The following is a 22,652-nucleotide window of genomic DNA, read 5'->3' as shown; positions in this document are numbered from 1 at the left end:
GTGTGGCGCGACGGTGCGGCGGCTGGGAGGCGGCATGGGCGAGCACGTGCGGGTGGCGGTCATCGGGGCGGGGTTCGGCGGGCTGGGAGCCGCCGTCCGGCTGCGCCGCGAGGGGATCACGGACTTCACCGTCCTGGAACGCGCCGACTCCGTCGGCGGGACCTGGCGGGACAACAGCTACCCCGGCTGCGCCTGCGACGTCCCCTCACACCTGTACTCCTTCTCCTTCGCGCCCAACCCGGACTGGCCGCGCACCTTCTCCGGGCAGCCCCACATCCGGGCCTACCTGGAGCGCGTCGCCGACACCTTCGGGCTGCGCCCCCACATCCGGCTGCGCCACGAGGTGCAGTCGATGCGCTGGGACGCCGAGCGGCTGCACTGGGCGATCGAGACCTCCGGCGGCGCCCTCACCGCCGACGTCGTCGTCTCCGCGACCGGCCCGCTCTCCGAGCCGAAGCTGCCGGAGGTGCCCGGCCTCGCCGGGTTCCCCGGGAAGGTCTTCCACTCCGCTCGCTGGGACCACGACTACGACCTGCGCGGCAAGCGCGTCGCCGTCGTCGGCACCGGCGCCTCCGCCATCCAGATCGTCCCCGCCATCGCCCCCGACGTGCAGCGGCTGACCCTCTTCCAGCGCACCCCGCCGTGGGTGATGCCGCGCACCGACCGCGCCATCACGGCCGCCGAGCGCTGGCTGCACCGGCAGCTGCCGTTCACGCGGGCGGCGCGCCGCGGACTGCTGTGGGGCATCCGGGAGCTCCAGGTCAGCGCGTTCACCAGGCACCCGAACCGGCTCGGCCTGATCGAGTCCCTCGCCAAGGCGAACATCGCCCGCTCCATCAAGGACCCGGAGCTGGCGGCGAAGCTGACCCCCTCCTACCGGATCGGCTGCAAGCGGATCCTGCTCTCCAGCGACTACTACCCGGCGCTCGCCAGGCCCCACGTCGACCTCGTCGCCTCCGGGCTGGAGGAGGTCCGCGGCAGCGTCCTCGTCGCCGCCGACGGCACCGAGGCCGAGGCCGACGCCATCGTCTTCGGCACCGGCTTCCACGTCACCGACATGCCGATCGCCGACCGGGTCGTGGGCGCCGAGGGCCGCACCCTCGCCGACCACTGGAAGGACGGCATGCAGGCGCTGCGCGGCGCGACCGCGGCCGGCTTCCCGAACTGGATGACGATCATCGGGCCCAACACGGGCCTCGGCAACAGCTCGATGATCCTGATGATCGAGTCGCAGCTGAACTACATGGCCGACTACCTGCGCCAGCTGGACGTCCTCGGCGGCCGGGTCGCCCTCGCGGCCCGCCCCTCGGCCGTGGGCCGCTGGAACCGGCAGGTCCAGGCGCGCATGGAGCGGACGGTGTGGAACACCGGCGGCTGCACCAGCTGGTACCTGGACGCGCAGGGCCGCAACACCACCGTCTGGCCGGGAACGACCGGCGAGTTCCGCCGGCTGACGCAGACCGTCGACATGGCCGAGTACGAGGTCCTCCGCGCCCGAGGCGGCACGCGCGAGGACACCCCCGCCCGGGCCGCCGCGGCCGCCGCCGGGGAGGCCGCCGCATGAGCCGGCTGACGCACGCCGCCGCGGGCCGGTACGCGCCGCCCGCCGCCCGCCGCGAGCTGGTCGCGGTATCCGCCGACGGGGCCCGGCTGCACGTCGAGGAGCACGGCGACCCGGACGCCCCGCCGGTCGTCCTCGCCCACGGCTGGACCTGCTCCACCGCCTTCTGGGCCGCCCCGATCCGCGACCTCGCCGCCGACCACCGGGTCATCGCGTACGACCAGCGCGGCCACGGCCGCACCCCGGCGACCTCCCGCTACTCCACCACCGTCCTCGCCGACGACCTCGCGGCCGTCCTGCGGGCGGCCCTCGCCCCCGGCGAGCGGGCCGTCCTCGCCGGGCACTCCATGGGCGGCATGACCATCATGGCGGCGGCGGGCCGGCCCGAACTCGACGAGCACGCCGCGGCCGTCCTGCTGTGCAGCACGGGCAGCTCCCGCCTGGCCGCCGAGGCGCGCGTCGTACCGCTGCGCCCCGGACGCCTGCGCACCCGGCTGACCCGCGCCCTCCTCGGCTCCCGCGCCCCGCTCGGGCCGGTCACCCCGCCGGCCCGGCAGGTGCTCAAGTACGCGACGATGGGCCCCGGCTCCGCGCCCGACAAGGTCGAGGCCTGCGCCCGTATCGTGCACGCCTGCCCCACCGCCGTCCGGCACGGCTGGTCCCGGGTCCTCGCCGAACTCGACGTGGACGCGCAGCTCGCCGCGCTGACCGCGCCCACCGCCGTCCTCGGCGGCACCGCCGACCGGCTCTCGCCGATCGTGCACGCCCGCAGACTCGCCGCCGCGCTTCCCCGCTGTGTCGGCTTGATCGAACTGGCCGGCATGGGGCACATGACGCCCGTCGAAGCTCCCGAGGCCGTGGCGGGCGCGGTGCGCGACCTGGCCCGCCGCCATCTCGCCGACCACCCGCAGGAAACCCGGCAGCAGCAGGAGGAGAGGACGCCGTGAGCGCGCACAGGAACCTTCAGGGACAGGTCGCCGTCGTCACCGGCGCGGCCCGCGGAGTCGGCGAGCTGCTCGCCCGCAAGCTGTCCGCGCGCGGCGCGCGGGTGGCGCTGGTCGGCCTGGAGCCGGAGGCCCTCAAGGAGGTGTCGGGGCGGCTGCACACCGACAGCGCCCACTGGCACGCCGACGTCACCGACCACGAGGCCATGGCCCGCGTCGCCCGAGAGGTCCGCGAGCGCTTCGGCCGGGCCGACATCGTCGTCGCCAACGCCGGCGTGGCCGCGGGCGGGCCCTTCGCCGACTCCGACCCCGACGCCTGGCGCCGGGTCATCGAGGTCAACCTGGTCGGGTCGGCCGTCACCGCGCGGGCCTTCCTGCCCCTGCTCACCGACAGCCGGGGCTACTTCCTGCAGATCGCCTCGCTCGCCGCGATCACCCCGGCCCCCATGATGAGCGCCTACTGCGCCTCCAAGTCGGGCGTGGAGGCGTTCGCGCACTGCCTGCGCGCCGAGGTCGCCCACAAGGGCGTCCGGGTGGGCGTCGGCTACCTGTCGTGGACCGACACCGACATGGTGCGCGGCGCCGACCGCGACGGCGTGATGCGCGAGCTGCGGCAGCGGCTGCCCTGGCCGGCGAACCGCACGTACCCGCTGGGCCCGGCCGTCGACCGGATCGTCGCCGGCATCGAGCGCCGCTCGGCGCACGTGTACGCGCAGTGGTGGCTGCGCGGCATGCAGGGCGTACGGGGCCACCTGCCGGCGCTGATCGCGGCCGGCGGGCAGCGGGAGGTGCGGCGGTTCGAACCGCGCCTGGCCGGGGTGTCCAAGGGGCTGGTCGGCGAGGGCGGGGCCGCCGACGAGCGGGAGCGCACCCGCGCCGCCGGCACGCCCTGACGGCGCCGCCGGGCGGGCCCCCACCACCCGGGGCCCGCCCGCCGGAGCCCGCGGGCGCTACCGCGGCGGCAGCTTCGGCCGCCGCAGGTCCGGTACGTCCGTGTAGCCCGGCGGGACCGCGGCCGGCTCCGCCTCCAGCAGCTCCAGCGCCAGGTGCACCGCGTCCGCCAGCTGCGCGTGCCGGCCCTCCGCCCAGTCCAGCGGGGTCCGCAGGATCGCGAAGTCCGGCTCCACGCCGTGGTTCTCCACCGACCAGCCGTACTCCTCGAACCAGGCGGCGTTCATCGGGACCGTGATGACCGTGCCGTCGCCGAGGACGTGCCGGCCGGTCATCCCGACGACTCCGCCCCAGGTCCGCTGCCCCACCACCGGGCCCAGCCCCAGCAGCTTGAACGCCGCCGTGATCATGTCGCCGTCCGAGGAGGTCGCCTCGTCGGCCAGTGCGACGATCGGGCCGCGGGGCGCGTTGGAGGCGTAGCTGACGGCCTGCGCGTCGCGGGTCAGGTCCCAGCCGAGGATGGAGCGGGTCAGCTTCTCGACGACCAGCTCGCTGATGTGCCCGCCCGCGTTGCCCCGTACGTCCACGATCAGCGCGGGCCGGGACATCTCCATCCGCAGGTCGCGGTTGAACTGCGCCCAGCCCGAGCCGCCCATGTCGGGGATGTGCAGGTAGCCGCAGCGGCCGCCGCTGATCTCGCGGACCACCGCCCGCCGCTTGGACACCCAGTCCTGGTAGCGCAGCGGCCGCTCGTCGATCAGCGGGACCACCGCCACCCAGCGGGCGCGGCCCTCGCCCTCGGCCGGCTCGAAGGTCAGCTCGACGGTGGTGCCGCCGGCCGCCGCCAGCAGCGGGTACGGCCCGGCCACCGGGTCGACGGGCCGGCCGTCGACGTGCGTGAGGACGGCGCCCTCCCGGATGCCGGTGCCGGCCAGCGGGGAGCGGGCCTTGGAGTCGGAGGACTCGCCGGGCAGGATCCGCTTGACGGTCCAGCTGCCGTCCCGGCACACCAGGTTGGCGCCGAGCAGGCCGATGGGGCGCTGGTAGTGCGGGGGGCCCTCGTTGCGGCGGGAAGGGGAGACGTACGCGTGGGAGGTGCCCAGCTCGCCGAGGACCTCGCGCAGCAGGTCGGCGAACTCGTCGGGGGAGGCGACCCGTTCGACGAGCGGCCGGTACTGGGTGAGGATGCCGTCCCAGTCGATCCCGCACATCTTCGGGTCCCAGAAGTAGGCGCGGATCAGCCGCCCGGCCTCCTCGTAGGCCTGCCGCCACTCGGCGGGCGGGTCCACCTCGTGCAGGATGCGGCGCAGGTCGAGGTAGACGGTGGAGTCGCCGTCGCCGGACTCGGTGGCGGGCACGGCCCGCAGGTCGCCGTCGTCGTTGACGACGAGCCGGGTGCCGTCGCCGCTGACCGCGAACCAGTCCAGCCCGGAGGCCAGTTCGGTCTTGCGGGCCTTCGTGATGTCGAAGTGCTCCAGGGTCGGCTTGCCGCTGGTGTCGGCCGGATTGGCGAACGTCTCGCCGAGGGCACCCGAGATCGGCCAGCGCAGCCACACCAGCCCGCCGCCGCTGACCGGCTGCAGCGCCGAGTACTTCGACGCCGACACCGGGAACGGCGTCACCCGGCTCTCCAGCCCCTCCACCTCCACCATCACCGAGCCGTCGCCCTCGCCGGACTCGCCCTCCACCGGGTCGAGCCCGCCCGCCGCGGGCCGCCCGTCGGGGGTGAACGCGAACGGCGACGGCGTCGCCGACGACAGCGGCACCAGGTAGGGCCGGCAGCCCAGCGGGAACGACAGGTCGCCGGTGTGCACGTCGTAGACCGGGTCGAAGCCGCGCCACGACAGGAACGCCAGGTAGCGGCCGTCGCGGGTGAAGACGGGGTGGTCGTCCTCGAAGCGGCCGTTCGTCACGTCCACGACGGTCCGCGGCCCCGGGCCGGAGATCCTGGCCATCTTGATCTGCCGCAGGGACCGGCCGATGCCCGGGTGCGACCAGGCCAGCCACGCCCCGTCCGGGGAGAACGCCAGGTCGGTGACCGGCCCGTTGACGGACGCGACCAGCTCGGTGACCTCGCCGTTCGACTCCTCCGTCGCGTCGAGGAGCAGCAGCCGGCCGTCGTGCGAGGCGATGGCGAGGCGCTCCCCGTCCGGGTCGGCCACCAGCTCCAGTACGCGCCCCAGCTTCCCGGAGGCCAGCCGGCGCGGCTCCCGCTCGCCCGAGGCGCGCGGCAGGTAGGCGATCTCGACGGCGTCCTCGCCCTCGGCGTCCGTGACGTACGCGACCTGGCCGCCGGTGCCGAGCATCTCCGGCAGCCGCACCCGCACCCCCGGCGTGTCGGCGATCGTGCGGGCCGGGCCGTCGCGGTGGGTGAGCCAGTACAGGCTGCCGCGGACGACGACGGCGCTGGCCCGCCCGGTGGTGTCGACGGACAGCGAGTCGACGTGGTGCGCGGCGGGCACCTGGTGGGTGCGCCGGCCGGCCCGCGGGCCGCCGAGGCGGACCTCCAGCTTCCGCGGCACGCCCTCGGAGCCGAAGTCCTCGACGAGCCACAGGTCGCCGGCGCACTGGTAGACGACGCGGGAGCCGTCGCTCGCGGCGTGGCGGGCGTAGAACTCCTCGTGGTCGGTGTGCCGGCGCAGGTCGGTGCCGTCGGGCAGGCAGGAGTAGAGGTTGCCGATGCCCTCGTGGTCGGAGAGGAAGGCGATGCGGCCGCCGACGAACATGGGCGCGTCGAGGTGGCCGCCGATGTCCTCCAGCAGCCGCTTGCCGTGCAGCCAGAGCCGGCCCGTGGCACCGCCGCGGTAGCGCTTCCAGGCGGCCGGCTCGTGCGGGGGCTTGCCGGTCAGGAGCAGGGTGCGCCGCTCGACGGAGCCGTCCGCTCCGGGCTCGTCGTGCACGGCGATGTCGGAGACCGGGCCCCAGGGCAGCCGTCCGCCGGGGGAGCCGTCGGTGGGCAGGCTGTACGCCCACGCGTAGTGGGAGAAGGGCTGCCCGTGCGAGGAGACGGCGAGGATGTCGCTGCGGCCGTCCTTGTCGGGCGGCGTCCAGCCGCAGACCCGGGTGTCGGTGGCGCCCCAGTGGCTGAGCCGGCGGGCCGGGCCGCCCTCGACGGGGGCGAGGTGGACCTCGGGGTCCAGGCTGCGCCACGTGGTGAAGGCGATGTGGCGGCCGTCGGGGGAGAAGCGGGGGTGGCCGATCCGGGTGCGGTCCACCGTGATGCGCCAGGCCCGGCCGGGAGAGGCGCCGTCGGGGACGAGCGGCGCGACCCACAGGTCGTCCTCGGCGGCGAAGCACAGGAGGTCGTCGTGGAGGTGGGGATAGCGGAGGTACGCGACGTCGTGGCTCACGTCCCCATGTTTTCCGCGGGGAAGGGGCCCGGCAACCCGTACAGGTGATCCAGGCCACGGCGACAAGCGAAACGGAACGGTTTCGTTTCGCTTGCGTACGGGGTATCGTCTTCGGTGTACGAAACGGTTTCGTTCGACGGGAGGTGCCCAGCGATGTCCGACGAGGTGTCGTCCCGGCGCAGCCGCATCACCCCCGAGCGCGAGGCCGAACTCCACGGGGCGGTCCTGGACCTGCTCCGGGAGGTCGGGTACGAGGCGCTGACCATGGACGCCGTCGCCGCCCGCACCAAGTCCAGCAAGGCCACCCTCTACCGCCAGTGGGGGAGCAAGCCGGAGCTGGTCGCCCGGGCCCTTCGCTGCACCCAGCCGGTCCCCCTCGCGGAGATCGACACGGGCAGCCTGCGCGGGGACTTCGGGCTCATGGTCCAGTACTCGGACGACGCGCAGATGGCCAAGGACACCGCCCTGCTGCGGGGCCTGGCGCATGCCGTCCACGAGAGCCCGGAGCTCCACAAGGCGCTGCGGGACCTGCTGGTCGAACCGGAGCTCAACGGCATGCAGCTGATGCTGCAACGGGCCGTCGAGCGGGGCGAGGTCTCCCCGGACTGCCCCGCCCTGGAGTTCGTGCCGCACGTCATCGTGGGCGCGTTCATCGCGCTCCCGCTGATCGAGGACCGTCCCGTCGACCGGGCCTTCCTCGGAGAGTTCATCGACGCCGTGGTGTTCCCCGCCCTCGGCGTCTGAGCCGCCGCGCGGGACCCGCCCGGGCCCCGTACGGCAGACAACCGCACAGATGCACCGCGCGGCTCCCGCCGCGCACGCTCCACCGCACCAGATCCACGCTGCTCCTGACACGCCGCTCTCGTCGTCGGGCCGGCTCTCCACGCCCTGATCCACCCGGATCCATCCCACGACTCGAACGGGAGAACCACTCCAGTGGCCACCTTCCTCTACCGACTCGGCAGGGGCGCCTTCAGGCGCCGCGGCCTCGTCGCCCTCATATGGGTGGCGCTGCTGTTCGCCGCCGGCTTCGGCGCGGCATCGGCGTCCGCCCCCACCTCAGGCTCCTTCTCGATGCCCGGCACGGAGGCCCAGAAGGCCTTCGACCTGCTCGACGAGAAGTTCCCGGGCATGGCCGCGGACGGCGCGTCCGCCCGGATCGTCGTCAAGGCGCCGCAGGGCGCCAGGATCACCGACGAGGCGAACAAGGCGCAGGTCCAGAAGATCGTCTCCGGCCTCCAGGAGGGCCCGGGCAAGGCCCAGGTCGCCTCGGTCGCCGACCCCTTCCAGGTGCAGGCCGTCAGCCAGGACGGCTCCACCGCGTACGTGAGCGTCAAGTACACCGTCAGCGGCATGGAGCTGAAGGACGAGACGCGCGAGGCGCTCACCGAGTCCGGCGACGCGGCGAAGAAGGCCGGGCTGACCGTCGAGATCGGCGGCGACGCCCTGATGGCGGCCCCAGAGACCGGCTCGGGCGAGGTCATCGGCATCCTCGTCGCGGCCGTCGTCCTGGTCATCACCTTCGGATCGCTGGTCGCGGCCGGACTGCCGCTGCTCACCGCGCTGATCGGCGTCGGCATCGGCGTCTCCACCATCACCGCCCTCGCGAACGTGCTGGACCTCGGCACCACCACCTCGACCCTCGCGATGATGATCGGCCTCGCGGTCGGCATCGACTACGCCCTCTTCATCGTCTCCCGCTACCGCGTGGAGCTCGCCGAGGGCCACGAGCGGGACGAGGCCGCGGGCCGCGCCGCCGGAACTGCCGGCTCCGCGGTCGTCTTCGCCGGCCTGACCGTGGTCATCGCCCTGGTGGGCCTGGCCGTCGTCAACATCCCGATGCTGACCAAGATGGGCCTCGCGGCCGCGGGCACCGTCGTCATCGCGGTCCTCGTCGCCCTGACGCTCGTCCCGTCCATCCTGGGCTTCGCCGGCCGCAAGGTGCTCCCGGCGGGGACGAAGAGCAGGCTGTTCGGCAAGGGCCGGCCGGCCGGCGCGGAGCCCAAGGCCAACGTCGGCACCCGGTGGGCGAGCTTCGTGCTGCGCCGCCCCGTCGCCGTCCTCCTCCTCGGCGTGATCGGCCTCGGCGCCATCGCCGTCCCGGCCGGCAGCCTGGAGATGGGCCTGCCCGACGACGGCTCCCAGCCGGTCTCCACCACCCAGCGCCGGGCGTACGACCTGCTGTCCGAGGGCTTCGGGCCCGGCTTCAACGGCCCGCTGATGGTCGTCGTCGACGGCGACGAGAAGCTGGCCGGCGCAGCCGAGGCGCGGATCAAGGGCATGGAGGGCGTGGCCGTGGTCACCCCGCCGACGCCCAACGAGGCGGGCGACGCCGCGGTGATCACCGTCATCCCGAAGGACCGGCCGTCCTCCGTCGCGACCGAGGACCTCGTCCGCGAGATCCGCGACGCCAGCGGCGACGAGGTGCTCGTCACCGGCGCCACCGCGATGAACATCGACTTCTCGCAGAAGATGGACGAGGCGCTGCTGCCCTACCTGGCGCTCGTCGTCGGCCTCGCCTTCCTGCTGCTGACGGTGGTGTTCCGCTCGATCCTGGTCCCGCTCAAGGCGGCCCTCGGCTTCCTGCTGTCGGTGGTGGCCGCCCTCGGCGCGGTCGTCGCGGTCTTCCAGTGGGGCTGGCTGGGCTCGGTGTTCGGGGTAGAGCAGACCGGTCCGATCATGAGCATGATGCCGATCTTCATGGTGGGCGTCGTCTTCGGCCTGGCGATGGACTACGAGGTCTTCCTCGTCACCCGCATGCGCGAGGCGTACGTGCACGGCGAGCGGCCCGGCCAGGCCATCGTGACCGGCTTCAAGTACAGCGCGCGGGTCGTCGTCGCCGCGGCCGTCATCATGATCGCGGTGTTCGCGGGCTTCATCGGCTCCAGCGAGCAGATGGTCAAGATGATCGGCTTCGGCCTGGCCGTCGCCGTGTTCTTCGACGCGTTCGTGGTCCGCATGGCGATCGTCCCGGCGGTGCTGGCGCTGCTCGGACACCGGGCGTGGGCGCTGCCGCGCTGGCTGGACCGGATCCTGCCGAACGTGGACGTCGAGGGCGAGAGCCTGCGCAAGCACCTGGCCGGCGGGGACTCCGGGGAGGGGACGGGCAAGGACCGCGAGCTGGTCAGCGCCTGACGCCCTGCCACCCGGTGCCCTGGCGGCCCGGTGCGCCTGCGGCCCGGCCCCGCACCCCCTTCTGACGGCGGGTGCGGGGCCGGGCCGTCCGCGCGTCCGGCGGCCGCGCGGGCCGGAGCCCGGTGGCGCGCTCTACGCCGGACGGGTGGCGGCGGCCGGGGCGGAGGCGGCGGCGCGGCGCAGGAAGCGGCGCAGCGCGGCGATGTCGAACTGGATGACGGCGACTCCCTCGGGGGAGTGGAGTTCGACGACGGCCTGGACCCGGCCGCAGGGCCAGACGCGCACGTCGCCGGTGCCGGTGGGGGCCTGCAGCCCGGACTCCAGCAGGGCCCGGGGGAGGACCCACTCGTTGTCGGTGCCCTCGGGGGAGAGGCCCGCCGGGAAGACGATCCGTACGGCGAGCGGCTCGGCGGGTGCGTACCGCAGGGCGACGGGGATCTTCCGGTAGAGCGGATCGTCGCTGATGACGCGGGCGATGACGCGCTCTTCCACACCCGGCACCACCGCGGCGGCGGGCGCGACGGCGGTGAGCGAGGCGGTGGCGGCCCCGGCTGCAGGCCCGGTCGGATTCTCGGCGGTCGGCGACATCGACAACTCCTCGAATCGGAACATATAAGTCCGTATTGCCCCCAGCCTCGCACATTCCCACGAAAGTGCGAGGCGCTTTTTGTGACCTCCCCGCTCTTGCCCATGGTTTGCAGGTGAGCCTTAATCTTGGGTGGATAAAGATTTTGTCAGCTCAAGGACGGCAGGAAGCGGAGCCAGCCATGCACGTGCCCGACGGATTCATCGACGCCCCCGTGTCCGCGGCCGCCGGTGTCCTCGCCGCCGGCGCGGTCGCCGTGAGCCTCCGCGGCGCCCGCCGCGAGCTCGACGAGCGCACCGCCCCCCTCGCAGGCCTCGTCGCCGCCTTCATCTTCGCCGTGCAGATGCTGAACTTCCCGGTCGCGGCCGGCACCAGCGGGCACCTCCTCGGCGGGGCGCTCGCCGCGATACTCGTCGGCCCGTACACCGGGGTGCTGTGCATCTCGGTGGTCCTGCTGATGCAGGGCGTCCTCTTCGCCGACGGCGGGCTCACCGCCCTCGGCGTCAACATCACCGTCATGGGCGTGGTCACCGTGATCACCGCGCACCTGGTCTTCCGCGGCCTGCTCGCCGTGCTGCCCCGGGGGCGCGGCTCCGCGCTCGCGGCCGCCTTCGCCGGCGCGCTCGTCTCCGTGCCCGCCTCCGCCGCCGCGTTCACCCTGCTGTACGCCGTCGGCGGCACCACGGACGTGCCCGTCGGCAAGGTGCTCGCCGCCATGCTCGGCGTCCACGTCCTGATCGGCATCGGCGAGGCCGCCATCACCGCGGCGACCGTCGGCGCCGTCCTCGCCGTCCGCCCGGACCTCGTCCACGGCGTCAAGGGCCTCGCCGCCCCGCTGAAGCTGCGCGTCGGCGGCGAACTCGTCGACGCCCCGGCCGCCGAGGCCCCCGCCGCCGGTCCCGCACGCTCCGGCCGCGCCGTGTGGGCCGCCGGCCTGGCCGCCGCCCTCGTCCTCGCCGGCTTCGTCTCCTTCTACGCCTCCGCCAGCCCCGACGGCCTGGAGAAGGTCGCCGCCGACCAGGGCATCGACGCCAAGGCCGAGCAGTACGAGCACGCCACCGCCGACTCCCCGCTCGCCGACTACGGCGTCAAGGACGTCGACGACGAGCGCCTCTCCGTCGGCCTCGCGGGCGTCATCGGAGTCGGCGCGACCGTCGCCGTCGGCACCGGCGTCTTCTGGGCGGCCCGCAGCCGCCGCACCGCCGCCGCGCGCCCCGCCGCCGACCCCGAAACCTCGGCGGTCTGACATGGGGGCGGGCCACGCCCACCGGCTCCACCTGGAACGGACCTCGCCGGTCCACGCACTGCCCCCGCACTGCAAGATCGTCGCGGCGTTCGCGTTCGTCCTGGTCGTCGTGTCCACCCCGCGCGAGGCGGTGTGGGCCTTCGGCCTGTACGCCCTCCTCCTCGCCGCCGTCGCCGCGGCGGCCCGCATCCCGCCCGGGTTCGTCCTGCGCCGGATGCTGGTCGAGGTGCCGTTCGTCGCGTTCGCCGTCCTCATGCCGTTCGTCGCGGAGGGCGAGCGCGTCGAGGTGCTCGGCATGTCCCTTTCCGTCTCCGGGCTGTGGGGCGCCTGGAACGTCCTCGCCAAGGGCACCCTCGGCGTCGCCGCCTCCGTCCTGCTCGCCGCCACCACCGAGCTGCGGGCCCTGCTGCTCGGCCTCCAGCGGCTGAAGCTGCCGCCGCTCCTCGTGCAGATCGCCACCTTCATGATCCGCTACGGGGACGTCATCGCCGACGAGCTGCGCCGGATGTCGATCGCCCGCCGCTCGCGCGGCTTCGAGGCCCGCGGCATCCGGCACTGGGGCGTCCTCGCCAAGACCGCCGGCGCGCTGTTCATCCGCTCCTACGAACGCGGCGAACGCGTCCACCTCGCGATGGTCAGCCGCGGCTACACCGGCACCATGCCGGTCATCGACGACGTCACGGCCACCCGCGCCCAATGGGCCCGCGCGGCCGTACTCCCGACGGCGGCCCTCGCCGTCTGCCTGATCGGATGGACCCTATGACCCCCGCCACCGCCGCCGCCCCCTCGCTGGAGGTCGCCGGCCTCGCGTACGCCTACCCCGACGGCCACCAGGCCCTCTTCGGCGTCGACCTCACCATCGGCCGCGGCGAGCGCGTCGCCCTCCTCGGACCCAACGGCGCCGGCAAGACCACCCTCGTCCTCCACCTCAACGGCATCCTCGCCGGCGGCGTCGGCACCGTCCGCGTCGCCGGGCTGCCCGTCGCCAAACAGCACCTCGCCGAGATCCGCCGCCGCGTCGGCATCGTCTTCCAGGACCCCGACGACCAGCTGTTCATGCCGACCGTCCGCGAGGACGTCGCCTTCGGGCCGGCCGCCGCCGGCCTGCGCGGCGCCGAGCTGGAGGAACGCGTCCGCGAGGCGCTGGAGCGCGTCGGCATGGCCGGCTTCGCCGACCGGCCCCCGCACCACCTCTCCTTCGGGCAGCGCCGCCGCGTCGCCGTCGCGACCGTCCTCGCCATGCGGCCGGAGATCCTCGTCCTGGACGAGCCTTCCTCCAACCTCGACCCGGCCTCCCGCCGCGAGCTCGCCGACATCCTCCGCTCCCTCGACGTGACCGTCCTCATGGTCACCCACGACCTGCCGTACGCCCTGGAGCTGTGCCCCCGCGCGGTCGTCCTCAGCGAGGGCGCCATCGCCGCCGACGGCCCCACGCAGGAGCTGCTGTGCGACGAGGAGCTGATGCGCGCCCACCGCCTGGAGCTTCCCTTCGGGTTCGACCCGCGGTCGGTGCGGGTGGCACAGTCGCGGGCATAAGCAGGCGCAGGCGAGGGTTGGACCGCACGTGAACATCCAGGGTGAGGTGGCGGAGGGCTACGAGGCCGTCCGCGACGCCTTCGTACGCAACTTCGAGGTGCTCGGCGACCGGGGCGCGGCCGTGGCCGTGTACCGGGACGGGCGGCGGGTCGTCGACCTGTGGGGCGGCACGCACGACGCCGACGGCACCGACCCGTGGACGGCGGGCACGGCGCAGGTGGTCCGCTCGGCCACCAAGGGCGTCGCGGCCGTCGTCCCGCTGCTGCTGCACCAGCGCGGGCTGCTCGACCTGGACGCGCCCGTCGGCGACTACTGGCCCGAGTTCAAGGCCGGCGGCAAGGAGGGCGCCCTCGTCCGCGACCTGCTCGCGCACCGGGCCGGCGTACCCGCCCTGGACGTTCCGCTGACCCCGGAACAGGCCGCGGACGGGCTCTCCGGCGCGCGGGCGGTCGCCGCGCAGCGGCCGTTCTGGGAGCCGGGCACGCAGCACGGCTACCACGCGCAGACCTTCAGCTGGCTCCTGTCCGAGCTGGTGCTGCGGGTGACCGGCGCCTCACTGGGCTCCTGGCTCGCCCAGGAGGTCACCGGCCCGCGCGGCCTGGACTTCTGGATCGGGCTGCCGCAGGCGGTCGCCGAGTCGGGGCGGGTCGGCCGGATCGGCGCCGCCCCGCCGCCGCAGTCGGCGGGGACGCTGCGCACCCGGCCGCGGCGAAACGTTTCGGAAGCGTACGCCGACCCCGCCTCCCTCACCCGGCGCGCCTTCGCCGCGATCACCCCGCTCGCCGACGAGAACGCCCCCGCCTACCGGGCCGCCGAACTCCCCGCCTCCGCCGGCATCGGCACGGCGCGCGCCCTGGCCGGTCTGTACGCGTCCCTGCTCGGCGACACCGAGGACGGCCCCCGCCTGTTCACCCCCGAGACGACCGCCCTCGCGGGCACCGAGCTGTCCTCCGGCCCCGACCGGGTCCTCGTCGTGAACACCCGCTTCGGCCCCGGCCACATGCTCCACAGCCCCGCCTCCCCGATGCTGTCCCCCACCTCCTTCGGCCACCCGGGCCGCGGCGGCTCCCTGGCCCTCGCCGACCCGGAATCGGGCACGGCCTTCGGCTACGTCACGAACGCCCTGGCCCCCTCGGTCACGGCGGACCCCCGAGCCCAGTCCCTCCTCCGCGCCCTGCGCACGGCCCTCTGAGGGGCGGGGGCCGCGCCCGCGTACGACCGGTGCACCGGCCGTCACCGGACGACGGGGCCGCGGCCGGCCCGCCAGTCGTCGATGCGCTTGCGGATGCTCGGGACCATCGGGAGGTCGTCGACCGCCTCGGGGGCGAACCAGGCCACCTCGAAGGACTCGTCCGAGGCGCGCAGGGTGCCGCCCGTGGGGCGGGCCAGCAGGCAGATGGAGAACTCCTGCCGCACCTCGCCGTCGTCGTACGCGAACACGTGCCCCGGGTCGGTGTACGTCCCCACGATCCCCGTGATCTCCACGCTGATGCCGGTTTCCTCCAGCGTCTCCCGGGCCGCGCACTGCGCGAGGGACTCCCCGAGCTCCATCACCCCGCCGGGCAGCGCCCACATCCCGTTGTCCGCGCGCCGCTGCAACAGGACCCGCCCGGCGCCGTCCACGACGACCGCCGACGCGGCCGGCACCAGGCTGTTCGCCTTGGGGGCGTCGGGGTCGTCCTCGTAGTCACGCCTGGGCATCGCCGTCACCCTCCCGAATGTCCCGTCCGCGGCTCCACAGCTCTTCGACGTGCGCGGCGAAGCGGTCGAACATGCCGTCCGCCTGGTAGCGACGCAGGTGCATCATCGGTGAGTCGTGCCCGACCTTGCGGGCCAGGTGCGGAGTCACGATCATCTCGTTGTCGAAGCGGAAGACCGAGAGACTGACGTGGCCGGTTTCGAAGCGCCCCTCGATTTCGGGTACGTCTCGTAGCTTCGCCAGCTCGGCGAGAGTGACGGCGATCCGCGTCGACAGGGTGAGCGGCACGCCTTCCTCTTCCTCGCGTACGGCCGTCACCGGGCTCTCAGGGTCACCGATCAGGAAGCGGATTCGGCATCCGGCCTGTGCTTTCCGCCGCAGTGCACCGCTCAAGTTCGCCTGCTCCAGCCACAGGAAGTAGTTGGTGTATCCGCCGAAGACGAGTTCACGTTGCGCCTTGGTGATCAGGGAACGCCAGAGGCTCGCGGGTGCTGCCGAGCGGTAGGGGTAAACCTGGACGAGTTCGCGGTTCGGCCCCGTCGTGAGAGCCGAACGAATCGCTGTGGGCCACAAGTTCTGTTCCTCCTCACCTAAAGCCTCGCAGGCCGCCCACCGGTGCCGGGCGTGAGGGATGCGGCTGGGCTCGGTGATCCAACGCGCCACCGTTTTGACGTCGACCCCGCAGCGCTCTGCGAGCCGCGCCTCTGTCATGTTCGCATCGGCCATGGCTCGGCGCAGGGCCTGGTTCATGAGTCGCCTCCAAGGACGTGAAGCCTTGGGTGAAACGCTAGCCATGAAACGTCCCAAACGTCCTGAGAACGAGGTGGGAACGCCCCCTTCGACGTCGCACCATCGGTCCATGGGACAACAGCTTCCGAAGCGTGAACGACGGCTGGGCGAGCCGGTCGACACCGCGCCGGGCGCCGGGCTCGGGGCGGCGTTCGGCCCGCAGGGCCTCTTGGCGGAGTGGGCATGGCTGACGATGCCGCGGCCGGGACCGGTCGACCCCGCAACGTGCCTGCAGTGCGGGCAGCTTCGCGAGGAGCTGCGGACGGCGGCCGCCTGCGGGTACGGCATCGCGGAGATCACCGAGTGCATGCTCGCGCACATGTGGTTCGGCCACCCGGACGACGGTCGGGTGTCTGCGTCTCCTCGTGCCGGGGGTGGGGTGCATGGCTGAGTGTCTGGACTACGTGAGGTTCCCGGCGGCGCTGGTCGCCGAGATCGCGCGGCGCCAACCGGGGAACGACGACCGCGTCAACGCCCTGTGCATGGACCTGATCTGCCATGACGGTCCGCACCTCGCGCCCCTGTTCGCGGTGGGTGGCCGCCGCGCGGCCACGGTGTGGGTGCGGTGGTCGCGCGCGGCCGCCCCCGAGCTGGTCGAGCTGGCGGACTGCCGGGAGCCGCACGCCGGGGGCGCCTGCCCGCTGTACGCGGGGCACGACCCGGACGCGGCACCGTAAGGGCATCGCCGTCAGTGGTTCAGGACCGCCGCCACGATCGGGCCCGCCGCGTCGCCGCCGTGGCCGCCGGCCTCCACCATGGCCGCCGCTGCGACATCGCCGCTGTAGCCCGTGAACCAGCTGTCCGGGCTGCCCGCGCCGTCGACCTCCGCGGAGCCCGTCTTCGCGCCCTTGTCCGAACCGCGTACGCCCGCCATCGCCTGCGCCGCCGTGCCCTCTGCGGCCGTCTTCCGCATCATGCCCGCGAGCTGCCGCGCCACCGCCGGCTTCATCGGCCGCTCGGCCCGGGCGATGGGCCGCCCGTCCAGGTCCGGCGCGACCAGCACCGGCTGCCGGAACACCCCGGTGCGCGCCGTGGCCGTCACCGACGCGATGGTGAGCGGGTTCATCGTGATCCGGCCCTGCCCGATGTACGCGGCCGCCGCCGCGGCGCCGGTCGCCTCGGGCACGCTGCCGTCGACGGAGCGGACGCCGGTCTTCCAGTCGAGGCCGATCCCGAAGACCTCGCGCGCCTCCTTCGCCAGCGCCCCGTCGTCGTCCACGGCCTTGATGCGCTTGATGAACGAGGTGTTGCAGGACCGGGCGAACGCCGTCGCGAAGTCCGCCCCGCCGGGCAGGTCGAAGCCGCGGAGGTTGTGGAAGGGGCGGCCGCCCCACGAGACCTCCTTCGTGCACTGCGCCGGCTGGTCGGCCGCCGCCGCGCCGCGGTCCATCAGCATCGCCGCCGTGACGATCTTCCACGTCGAGCCGGGGGCGCGGGCGCCCTCCATGGCCGCGTTGAAGCCGTCCTTGCGGTGGTTGGCGACCGCCAGGACGTGCCCCGTGCTCGGCTGGATCGCCACGACCGACGCCTCGGGGTAGCGGGCCACCGCCTTCTCGGCCGCCGCCTGCACCCGGGCGTCCAGGGTGGTCTCCAGCTTCGCCGGCTCGCCCTCGGCCAGCGTCAGCAGCGTGCGCCGCGGCGTGTCCGGGAGGGCCGGCTCGATCCACAGCTCGGCGCCGGGCCGGCCGCCCGCCTTCCTGCCGTACGTGCTGCGCAGCTGGTCCAGGACGGGCCGCAGCGACGGGTGGCGCTGCGGGTCGAGCTCCTCGCCGCGCCGGTCGACGGCCTTGACGGGCGGCGCGGGCGGCGGGCCGGCCCGCAGCTCCTCGCCCCGCCCCAGCTCGGGGTGGACCACCGAGGGCTGCCAGTCGACGAGCGGCTTCCCGCTCGTCTCCCCGCGCACCACCGTCAGCTTCGAGGCGTACGCGAGGGGCTTGGCCGCGCCCCCGTGGGCGACCTCCGCGGCCACCGCGAACGGGACGGTCGTCCCTTCCGGGGCGCCGGGCGTGAACGCGGCCCTGCCGATGTGCGCCTTGTCCCGGTAGCCGGCCAGCGCGGCCTGCGCGGCGGCGGCGTTGTTCGTCAGCTCGGCGGCCGCGCGGTCCTTCCCGGCGGCCCAGGCGTCGAGGAACGCCTTCGCCGTCCGGGCGGCCTCCTCGCTCGTGACCGGCCCGCTGCCCTTTCCGGGCGCGGATGCGGTGGCCGTCTTCCCGCCGCTGCCGGCGTCGTCGACCAGCGTGTACACCCCGTATGCGGTGCCGCCGACCATCGCGAGGAACGCCCCGCCTATGACCGCGCCCTTGGCCGCCCCGTTCATCCGCGCCCCTCCCCAGGACATGCGTCGCCTTGAACGCGTTCAAGGCTCCTTCCGGCAGACGACCTTACGGGCTGTCCGGGTGCCCGGTGCATGTTGTTGCGGGAGCCGGACATTCCGGTTCAAGGCGAGCGGGCAGCACCCCGCAGCGCCCGAGACCGCGCCGACCTGTCGTCGACGTCTTCGGCCACTACGGCAGCGAATGGCCGGCCGCCGGCCCCCGACCCCTCAGACCCAGGTGTCCAGCCACATGCGGCTGCGCCAGGAGTCCATCGGGATCGCCTGGCCCGTGTAGATCGGCCAGAAGTAGATGAAGTTCCAGATGATCAGCAGGACGAGGACGCCCGCCGCCACCGCGCCGAGGGTGCGGCGGCGTTCCGTCGAGTTCCGCGGGCCCAGGAGGGCGCCCACCGTCATCGCCAGTGCCAGGCACAGGTACGGGACGAACACCACCGCGTAGAAGTAGAAGATGGTGCGCTCCTGGTAGTTGAACCAGGGGAGCAGGCCGGCGCCCACCGCGCACGCGATGGCGCCCGCGCGCCAGTCGCGGCGGAAGAACCACCGCCACAGCACGTACAGCAGCGCGAAGCAGCCCGCCCACCACAGCAGCGGTGTCCCGAGGGCCAGCACCTCGCGGGCGCACTTGCCCGCCTCCGTCGCCGGGCAGCCGTCCGCGCCCGGTTCCGGGGACTCGTAGAAGTACGACACCGGCCGGCCGACGACCAGCCAGCTCCACGGGTTCGAGTCGTACGTGTGCCCCGAGGTCAGGCCCACGTGGAAGTTGTAGACCTCCGTCTCGTAGTGCCACAGGCTGCGCAGCCACTCCGGCAGGAACGACAGGGAGCTGCTGCGGTCCTGCTTCGCCGCCCAGTCGCGGAAGTAGCCGCCGCGGCCGTCGTCCGGGCTGAGGATCCAGCCCAGCCAGGAGGCGACGTACACCGCGACCGCCACCGGCACCGTCGAGACGAAGCCCGGCAGGGCGTCGCGGCGCAGCATCGCCGCGTACGGGGCGGCCGCGCCCGCGGTGCGGCGGGCCGCCGCATCCCACAGGACCGTCAGGATCCCGAAGAACGCCAGCGTGATCAGGCCGTTCCACTTCGTCCCGAACGCCAGGCCCAGGCAGACGCCCGCGAGGATCCGGTACGGGCGCACGCCCAGCCGCAGCGTCTCGGCGATCACCGCGTCGGGCCGGGTGCGGCCCTCCGCGTCCACGGGGAGCGCCGCCGCGAGCCGTTCCCTTGCCCGGTCGCGGTCGACGAGCAGCGCCCCGAACGCGGCCAGCACGAAGAACATCAGCACCAGGTCGAGCAGCGCTGCCCGGCTCATCACCAGGTGCAGGCCGTCGACGGCGAGCAGCCCGCCCGCCAGGCAGCCCAGGAACGTGGAGCGGAACAGGCGGCGCCCGATCCGGCACAGCAGCAGCACCGACAGCGTGCCGAGCACGGCCGTCATGAACCGCCAGCCGAACGGGTCGAAGCCGAACATCCACTCGCCGAGCCCGATGACCCACTTCCCGACCGGCGGGTGCACCACGTACCCGGGGTCCGCCGGCAGGGAGACGCCGTCCGGGTTGGCCAGGATCGACTTGTCGATGTCCTTGGGCCAACTGGCCTCGTAGCCCTGCCGGATCGTCGCCCACGCGTCCTTCGCGTAGTACGTCTCGTCGAATATCACGGCCTTCGGGCTGCCCAGCTGCCAGAACCGCATCACCCCGGCGACCAGCGCCACCGCGATCGGACCGGCCCATGCCATGACGCGCTGCCAGACCGCCGCCGCGGCCGGGGAGAAGCCGAGCGCGGCCCACAACTGCCCGGACGGGCGGGCGTACGGGGGCACCAGGCGGGCGCGCACGTCCGCCGGGCGCGCTCCGGCGGGCGGCGCGTAGCCGAAGCCGCGCAGCCGGCGCAGCCAGGGGGACGGCTCTTCTGCCCGGCCCGCCGGCGGGGCGGTCGGGGCCCCCGCGGGGCTGGGCGGCGGCGTCGCGGTACTGGTCACCGGGTCATCGTAGGGAACGCCCGGTCGCGATCCACAGTGCCGTGGCAGTGCGCTCCCGAGTGCTGCCCGCCGCCGGAGCGTGTGCCGGGCGGGACGGCTGAGAGGATGGACGGGTGACGACCGACCAGCCCACCCGCACCGGAGCCGCCGCAGACGGCGTGCTCGTCCTCGCCGGCACCCCGATCGGCGACCTCGCCGACGCCCCGCCCCGCCTCGCGGCCGAGCTGGAGCGGGCCGACGTGGTCGCCGCCGAGGACACCCGCCGGCTGCGCCGGCTGACCCAGGGGCTCGGCGTGCACACCTCCGGCCGGGTCGTGTCGTACTTCGAGGGCAACGAGTCGCAGCGCACGCCCGAGCTCGTCGAGGCGCTGCAGGACGGCAGCCGGGTGCTGCTCGTCACCGACGCCGGCATGCCGTCCGTCTCCGACCCCGGCTACCGGCTCGTCGCCGCCGCCGTCGAGCAGGACATCAAGGTCACCGCGGTGCCCGGGCCGTCCGCGGTGCTCACCGCGCTCGCCCTGTCCGGGCTGCCCGTGGACCGCTTCTGCTTCGAGGGCTTCCTGCCGCGCAAGGCGGGGGAGCGGCTCGCCCGGCTCCGCGAGGTCGCGGCCGAGCGGCGCACCCTCGTCTACTTCGAGGCCCCGCACCGGCTCGACGACACCCTCGCCGCGATGGCCGAGGTCTTCGGAGCCGACCGCCGGGCCGCGGTCTGCCGGGAGCTGACGAAGACGTACGAGGAGGTCAAGCGCGGCGGGCTCGGCGACCTCGCCGCCTGGGCCGCCGAAGGGGTGCGCGGTGAGATCACCGTCGTCGTCGAGGGCGCCCCCGAGGCCGGGCCCGCCGACCTGGACGCCGCGGAGCTGGTGCGCCGGGTGCGGGTGCGGGAGGAGGCGGGGGAGCGGCGCAAGGAGGCCATTGCGGCGGTCGCCGCCGAAGCCGGCGTACCCAAGCGGGAGGTGTTCGACGCCGTCGTCGCGGCAAAGAACGCGGCCGAAAAGATGCCGTAAGAGGGTAAAGGGATAACCTGAAAAGCAAAGCTCGGACCGCGCACCGGGCGCCTCGGGCATGAGTCGCCCAAGGACCGTCCAATTCTCGACATGGCCTGATGCGCTCCCGCCCGGCGAGGCGTCCACTGGCAACGGCACCAGTGGAAAAAGAGGAGCTGGCATGAGTGAGATAGCAGACACCCCCGCATCCGCCCCCGCCCCGACGCCCGCCCCCGTCCCCTCGCCCTCGCCGGCCCGCGCCGCCGCTCCCGGCGTCCACGTCGCGCACGAGGCGTACTCCTTCGCCTGCATGCGGTGCGGCTACGGCTGGGAGCAGGCCTACGAGATCGAGCACCACACCGACGGGCAGGGCCGCCCCTTCATCGTCCACCGGGCGGGCGGCGAGCGCGTCCCCTCCCCGCTGTCCAACCCGACCTGCCACAACTGCGGCAGCCACGTCGTGCGGATCATGCGGGAGGGGCAGGTGTCCACGGTCCGCGGCACCATGGACAGCATCTACCACCACCCCGTCTCGCCCGGCATCGCCGGACCCGTCCCGGCCGGCGCGAACCCGCCGCGCGCCGCCCACCGCACCGCCCCCCGGCACGACGCCCCCGGACCGGTGCCGGTCGACGACGGCGAGGAGCGCCGCGGCCTCTTCGCCCGACTGCTGGGGCGGCGCCGCCGGTCATAAGATCGGCCGTATGAGCGCCTCCAAGGACACCCCGCCGCCGCTGCCCGAACCGCTCCGGGTCGCCGTGGCGGACTCGCACACCCACCTCGACATGCAGGCCGGAACCGTCGAGGAGGGCCTCGCCAAGGCCGCCTCGGTCGGCGTGGCGACCGTCGTGCAGGTGGGCTGCGACGTGAAGGGCTCCCGCTGGGCCGCCGAGACGGCCGCCGCGTACGACAACGTCCACGCCGCCGTCGCCCTCCACCCGAACGAGGCTCCCCGCATCGTCCTGGGAGACCCCGACGGCTGGTCGCGGCAGGGCGCCCGCCCCGGCGGCGGGCAGGCCGCCCTGGACGACGCCCTCGCCGAGATCGACGCCCTCGCCGCGCTCGACCACGTCAAGGCCGTCGGCGAGACCGGCCTCGACCACTTCCGCACCGGCCCCGAGGGCATGGCCGCCCAGGAGCTGTCCTTCCGCGCCCACATCGAGATCGCCAAGCGCCGCGGCAAGGCCCTCGTCATCCACGACCGCGACGCCCACGCCGACGTCCTGCGCATCCTGCGCGAGGAGGGCGCCCCCGAGCGGACCGTCTTCCACTGCTACTCCGGCGACGCCGACATGGCCCGGGAGTGCGCCGCCGCCGGCTATTACATGTCCTTCGCCGGCACCGTCACCTTCAAGAACGCCCAGCCGCTGCGCGACGCCCTCGCCGCGGCCCCGGCGGAGCTCGTCCTCGTCGAGACCGACGCCCCCTACCTCACCCCCGCGCCGTACCGCGGACGGCCGAACGCCCCGTACCTCATTCCGCTGACGGTCCGCGCGATGGCCGCCGTCCGCGGCATCGACGAGGACGCGATGGCCACGGCCATCGCCGCGAACACGGCGCGCGCCTTCGCCTACTGACCCCCGCCACCGAACCGACACGCTGCGTGTCCGCCCGGCTTTG

General features: G+C 74.1%; 20 protein-coding genes. 14 read left to right on the top strand and 6 right to left on the bottom strand.

Annotated features, from left to right (window positions below; genetic code table 11):
* Nucleotides 1–34: 34 nt before the first annotated feature.
* Genes IE170_RS18240 through IE170_RS18230 form a run of 3 tightly spaced genes read left to right on the top strand, consistent with a single transcriptional unit; the run spans nt 35 to nt 3,398 of the window.
* Complete coding sequence (locus IE170_RS18240) at nt 35–1,564, top strand: flavin-containing monooxygenase (protein ID WP_189810450.1); 1,530 nt, start codon at nt 35–37, stop codon at nt 1,562–1,564.
* On the top strand, nt 1,561–2,508 hold the full coding sequence (locus IE170_RS18235; protein WP_189810449.1) for an alpha/beta fold hydrolase: 948 nt from the start codon (nt 1,561–1,563) through the stop codon (nt 2,506–2,508). The genes IE170_RS18240 and IE170_RS18235 overlap by 4 nt, the downstream gene beginning before the upstream one ends.
* Nucleotides 2,505–3,398, top strand: coding sequence for an SDR family oxidoreductase (locus IE170_RS18230; RefSeq protein WP_189810448.1), 894 nt, complete (start codon nt 2,505–2,507; stop codon nt 3,396–3,398). The genes IE170_RS18235 and IE170_RS18230 overlap by 4 nt, the downstream gene beginning before the upstream one ends.
* A gap of 57 nt (nt 3,399–3,455) precedes the next feature.
* Here IE170_RS18230 and IE170_RS18225 read toward each other — a convergent pair whose 3' ends face one another.
* On the bottom strand, nt 3,456–6,746 hold the full coding sequence (locus tag IE170_RS18225; protein WP_189810447.1) for a S41 family peptidase: 3,291 nt from the start codon (nt 6,744–6,746) through the stop codon (nt 3,456–3,458).
* A 153-nt stretch (nt 6,747–6,899) separates the two neighbouring features.
* Between IE170_RS18225 and IE170_RS18220 the strand changes: the two genes are divergently transcribed.
* Nucleotides 6,900–7,490: a TetR/AcrR family transcriptional regulator gene (locus IE170_RS18220; protein WP_189810446.1), complete on the top strand. Its 591-nt coding sequence runs from the start codon at nt 6,900–6,902 to the stop codon at nt 7,488–7,490.
* A 192-nt stretch (nt 7,491–7,682) separates the two neighbouring features.
* On the top strand, nt 7,683–9,881 hold the full coding sequence (locus tag IE170_RS18215) for an MMPL family transporter (RefSeq protein ID WP_189810445.1): 2,199 nt from the start codon (nt 7,683–7,685) through the stop codon (nt 9,879–9,881).
* 132 nt (nt 9,882–10,013) lie between these two features.
* Here IE170_RS18215 and IE170_RS18210 read toward each other — a convergent pair whose 3' ends face one another.
* Nucleotides 10,014–10,469 carry an SsgA family sporulation/cell division regulator gene (locus IE170_RS18210; protein WP_189810444.1) on the bottom strand — a complete coding sequence of 152 codons (456 nt, stop codon included), beginning with the start codon at nt 10,467–10,469 and terminating at the stop codon, nt 10,014–10,016.
* A gap of 179 nt (nt 10,470–10,648) precedes the next feature.
* Between IE170_RS18210 and IE170_RS18205 the strand changes: the two genes are divergently transcribed.
* Genes IE170_RS18205 through IE170_RS18190 form a run of 4 tightly spaced genes read left to right on the top strand, consistent with a single transcriptional unit; the run spans nt 10,649 to nt 14,441 of the window.
* The gene (locus tag IE170_RS18205; protein ID WP_189810443.1) at nt 10,649–11,713 is read left to right on the top strand and encodes an energy-coupling factor ABC transporter permease; all 1,065 of its coding nucleotides are present in this window, start codon (nt 10,649–10,651) and stop codon (nt 11,711–11,713) included.
* Between the two features lies 1 nt (nt 11,714).
* Nucleotides 11,715–12,476, top strand: coding sequence for a cobalt ECF transporter T component CbiQ (gene cbiQ, locus IE170_RS18200; RefSeq protein WP_189810442.1), 762 nt, complete (start codon nt 11,715–11,717; stop codon nt 12,474–12,476).
* Nucleotides 12,473–13,249: an energy-coupling factor ABC transporter ATP-binding protein gene (locus tag IE170_RS18195; RefSeq protein WP_223857189.1), complete on the top strand. Its 777-nt coding sequence runs from the start codon at nt 12,473–12,475 to the stop codon at nt 13,247–13,249. The genes cbiQ and IE170_RS18195 overlap by 4 nt, the downstream gene beginning before the upstream one ends.
* Before the next feature lie 28 nt (nt 13,250–13,277).
* Nucleotides 13,278–14,441 carry a serine hydrolase domain-containing protein gene (locus tag IE170_RS18190; protein WP_189810440.1) on the top strand — a complete coding sequence of 388 codons (1,164 nt, stop codon included), beginning with the start codon at nt 13,278–13,280 and terminating at the stop codon, nt 14,439–14,441.
* A gap of 41 nt (nt 14,442–14,482) precedes the next feature.
* Here the strand turns inward: IE170_RS18190 and IE170_RS18185 are convergent, their stop codons facing one another.
* Together IE170_RS18185 and IE170_RS18180 are read right to left on the bottom strand one after the other, a co-directional pair.
* Complete coding sequence (locus tag IE170_RS18185; protein ID WP_189810439.1) at nt 14,483–14,950, bottom strand: NUDIX domain-containing protein; 468 nt, start codon at nt 14,948–14,950, stop codon at nt 14,483–14,485.
* The gene (locus IE170_RS18180; protein ID WP_189810438.1) at nt 14,937–15,698 is read right to left on the bottom strand and encodes a helix-turn-helix transcriptional regulator; all 762 of its coding nucleotides are present in this window, start codon (nt 15,696–15,698) and stop codon (nt 14,937–14,939) included. The genes IE170_RS18185 and IE170_RS18180 overlap by 14 nt, the downstream gene beginning before the upstream one ends.
* A 109-nt stretch (nt 15,699–15,807) precedes the next feature.
* Between IE170_RS18180 and IE170_RS18175 the strand changes: the two genes are divergently transcribed.
* Both IE170_RS18175 and IE170_RS18170 read left to right on the top strand, forming a co-directional pair.
* Nucleotides 15,808–16,128, top strand: coding sequence for a hypothetical protein (locus tag IE170_RS18175; RefSeq protein ID WP_189810437.1), 321 nt, complete (start codon nt 15,808–15,810; stop codon nt 16,126–16,128).
* The gene (locus IE170_RS18170; RefSeq protein ID WP_189810436.1) at nt 16,121–16,414 is read left to right on the top strand and encodes a hypothetical protein; all 294 of its coding nucleotides are present in this window, start codon (nt 16,121–16,123) and stop codon (nt 16,412–16,414) included. Before IE170_RS18175 ends, IE170_RS18170 begins: the two co-directional genes overlap by 8 nt.
* Before the next feature lie 11 nt (nt 16,415–16,425).
* Here IE170_RS18170 and IE170_RS18165 read toward each other — a convergent pair whose 3' ends face one another.
* The gene (locus IE170_RS18165; protein WP_189810524.1) at nt 16,426–18,054 is read right to left on the bottom strand and encodes a penicillin-binding transpeptidase domain-containing protein; all 1,629 of its coding nucleotides are present in this window, start codon (nt 18,052–18,054) and stop codon (nt 16,426–16,428) included.
* A 225-nt stretch (nt 18,055–18,279) separates the two neighbouring features.
* Nucleotides 18,280–20,046 (bottom strand): dolichyl-phosphate-mannose--protein mannosyltransferase, encoded by a 1,767-nt coding sequence (locus IE170_RS18160; protein ID WP_189810435.1) that lies wholly within the window; start codon nt 20,044–20,046, stop codon nt 18,280–18,282.
* Between the two features lie 113 nt (nt 20,047–20,159).
* Here IE170_RS18160 and rsmI point away from each other — a divergent pair, with 113 nt between their 5' ends.
* The 3 genes from rsmI (at nt 20,160) to IE170_RS18145 (ending at nt 22,609) form a co-directional block, all read left to right on the top strand.
* On the top strand, nt 20,160–21,053 hold the full coding sequence (rsmI, locus tag IE170_RS18155; protein ID WP_189810434.1) for a 16S rRNA (cytidine(1402)-2'-O)-methyltransferase: 894 nt from the start codon (nt 20,160–20,162) through the stop codon (nt 21,051–21,053).
* Between the two features lie 160 nt (nt 21,054–21,213).
* Nucleotides 21,214–21,726, top strand: a complete 513-nt coding sequence (locus IE170_RS18150; RefSeq protein ID WP_373299011.1) for a hypothetical protein — start codon at nt 21,214–21,216, stop codon at nt 21,724–21,726.
* A 10-nt stretch (nt 21,727–21,736) separates the two neighbouring features.
* Nucleotides 21,737–22,609 (top strand): TatD family hydrolase, encoded by an 873-nt coding sequence (locus IE170_RS18145; protein WP_189810433.1) that lies wholly within the window; start codon nt 21,737–21,739, stop codon nt 22,607–22,609.
* Nucleotides 22,610–22,652: the final 43 nt, after the last annotated feature.

This window comes from Streptomyces toxytricini, assembly GCF_014649915.1.
In the GTDB taxonomy this organism is placed as follows: Bacteria; Actinomycetota; Actinomycetes; order Streptomycetales; family Streptomycetaceae; genus Streptomyces; species Streptomyces toxytricini.
The sequence above is the reverse complement of the archived record's forward strand: the minus strand, read 5'-3'. Positions and strand labels throughout refer to the sequence as shown.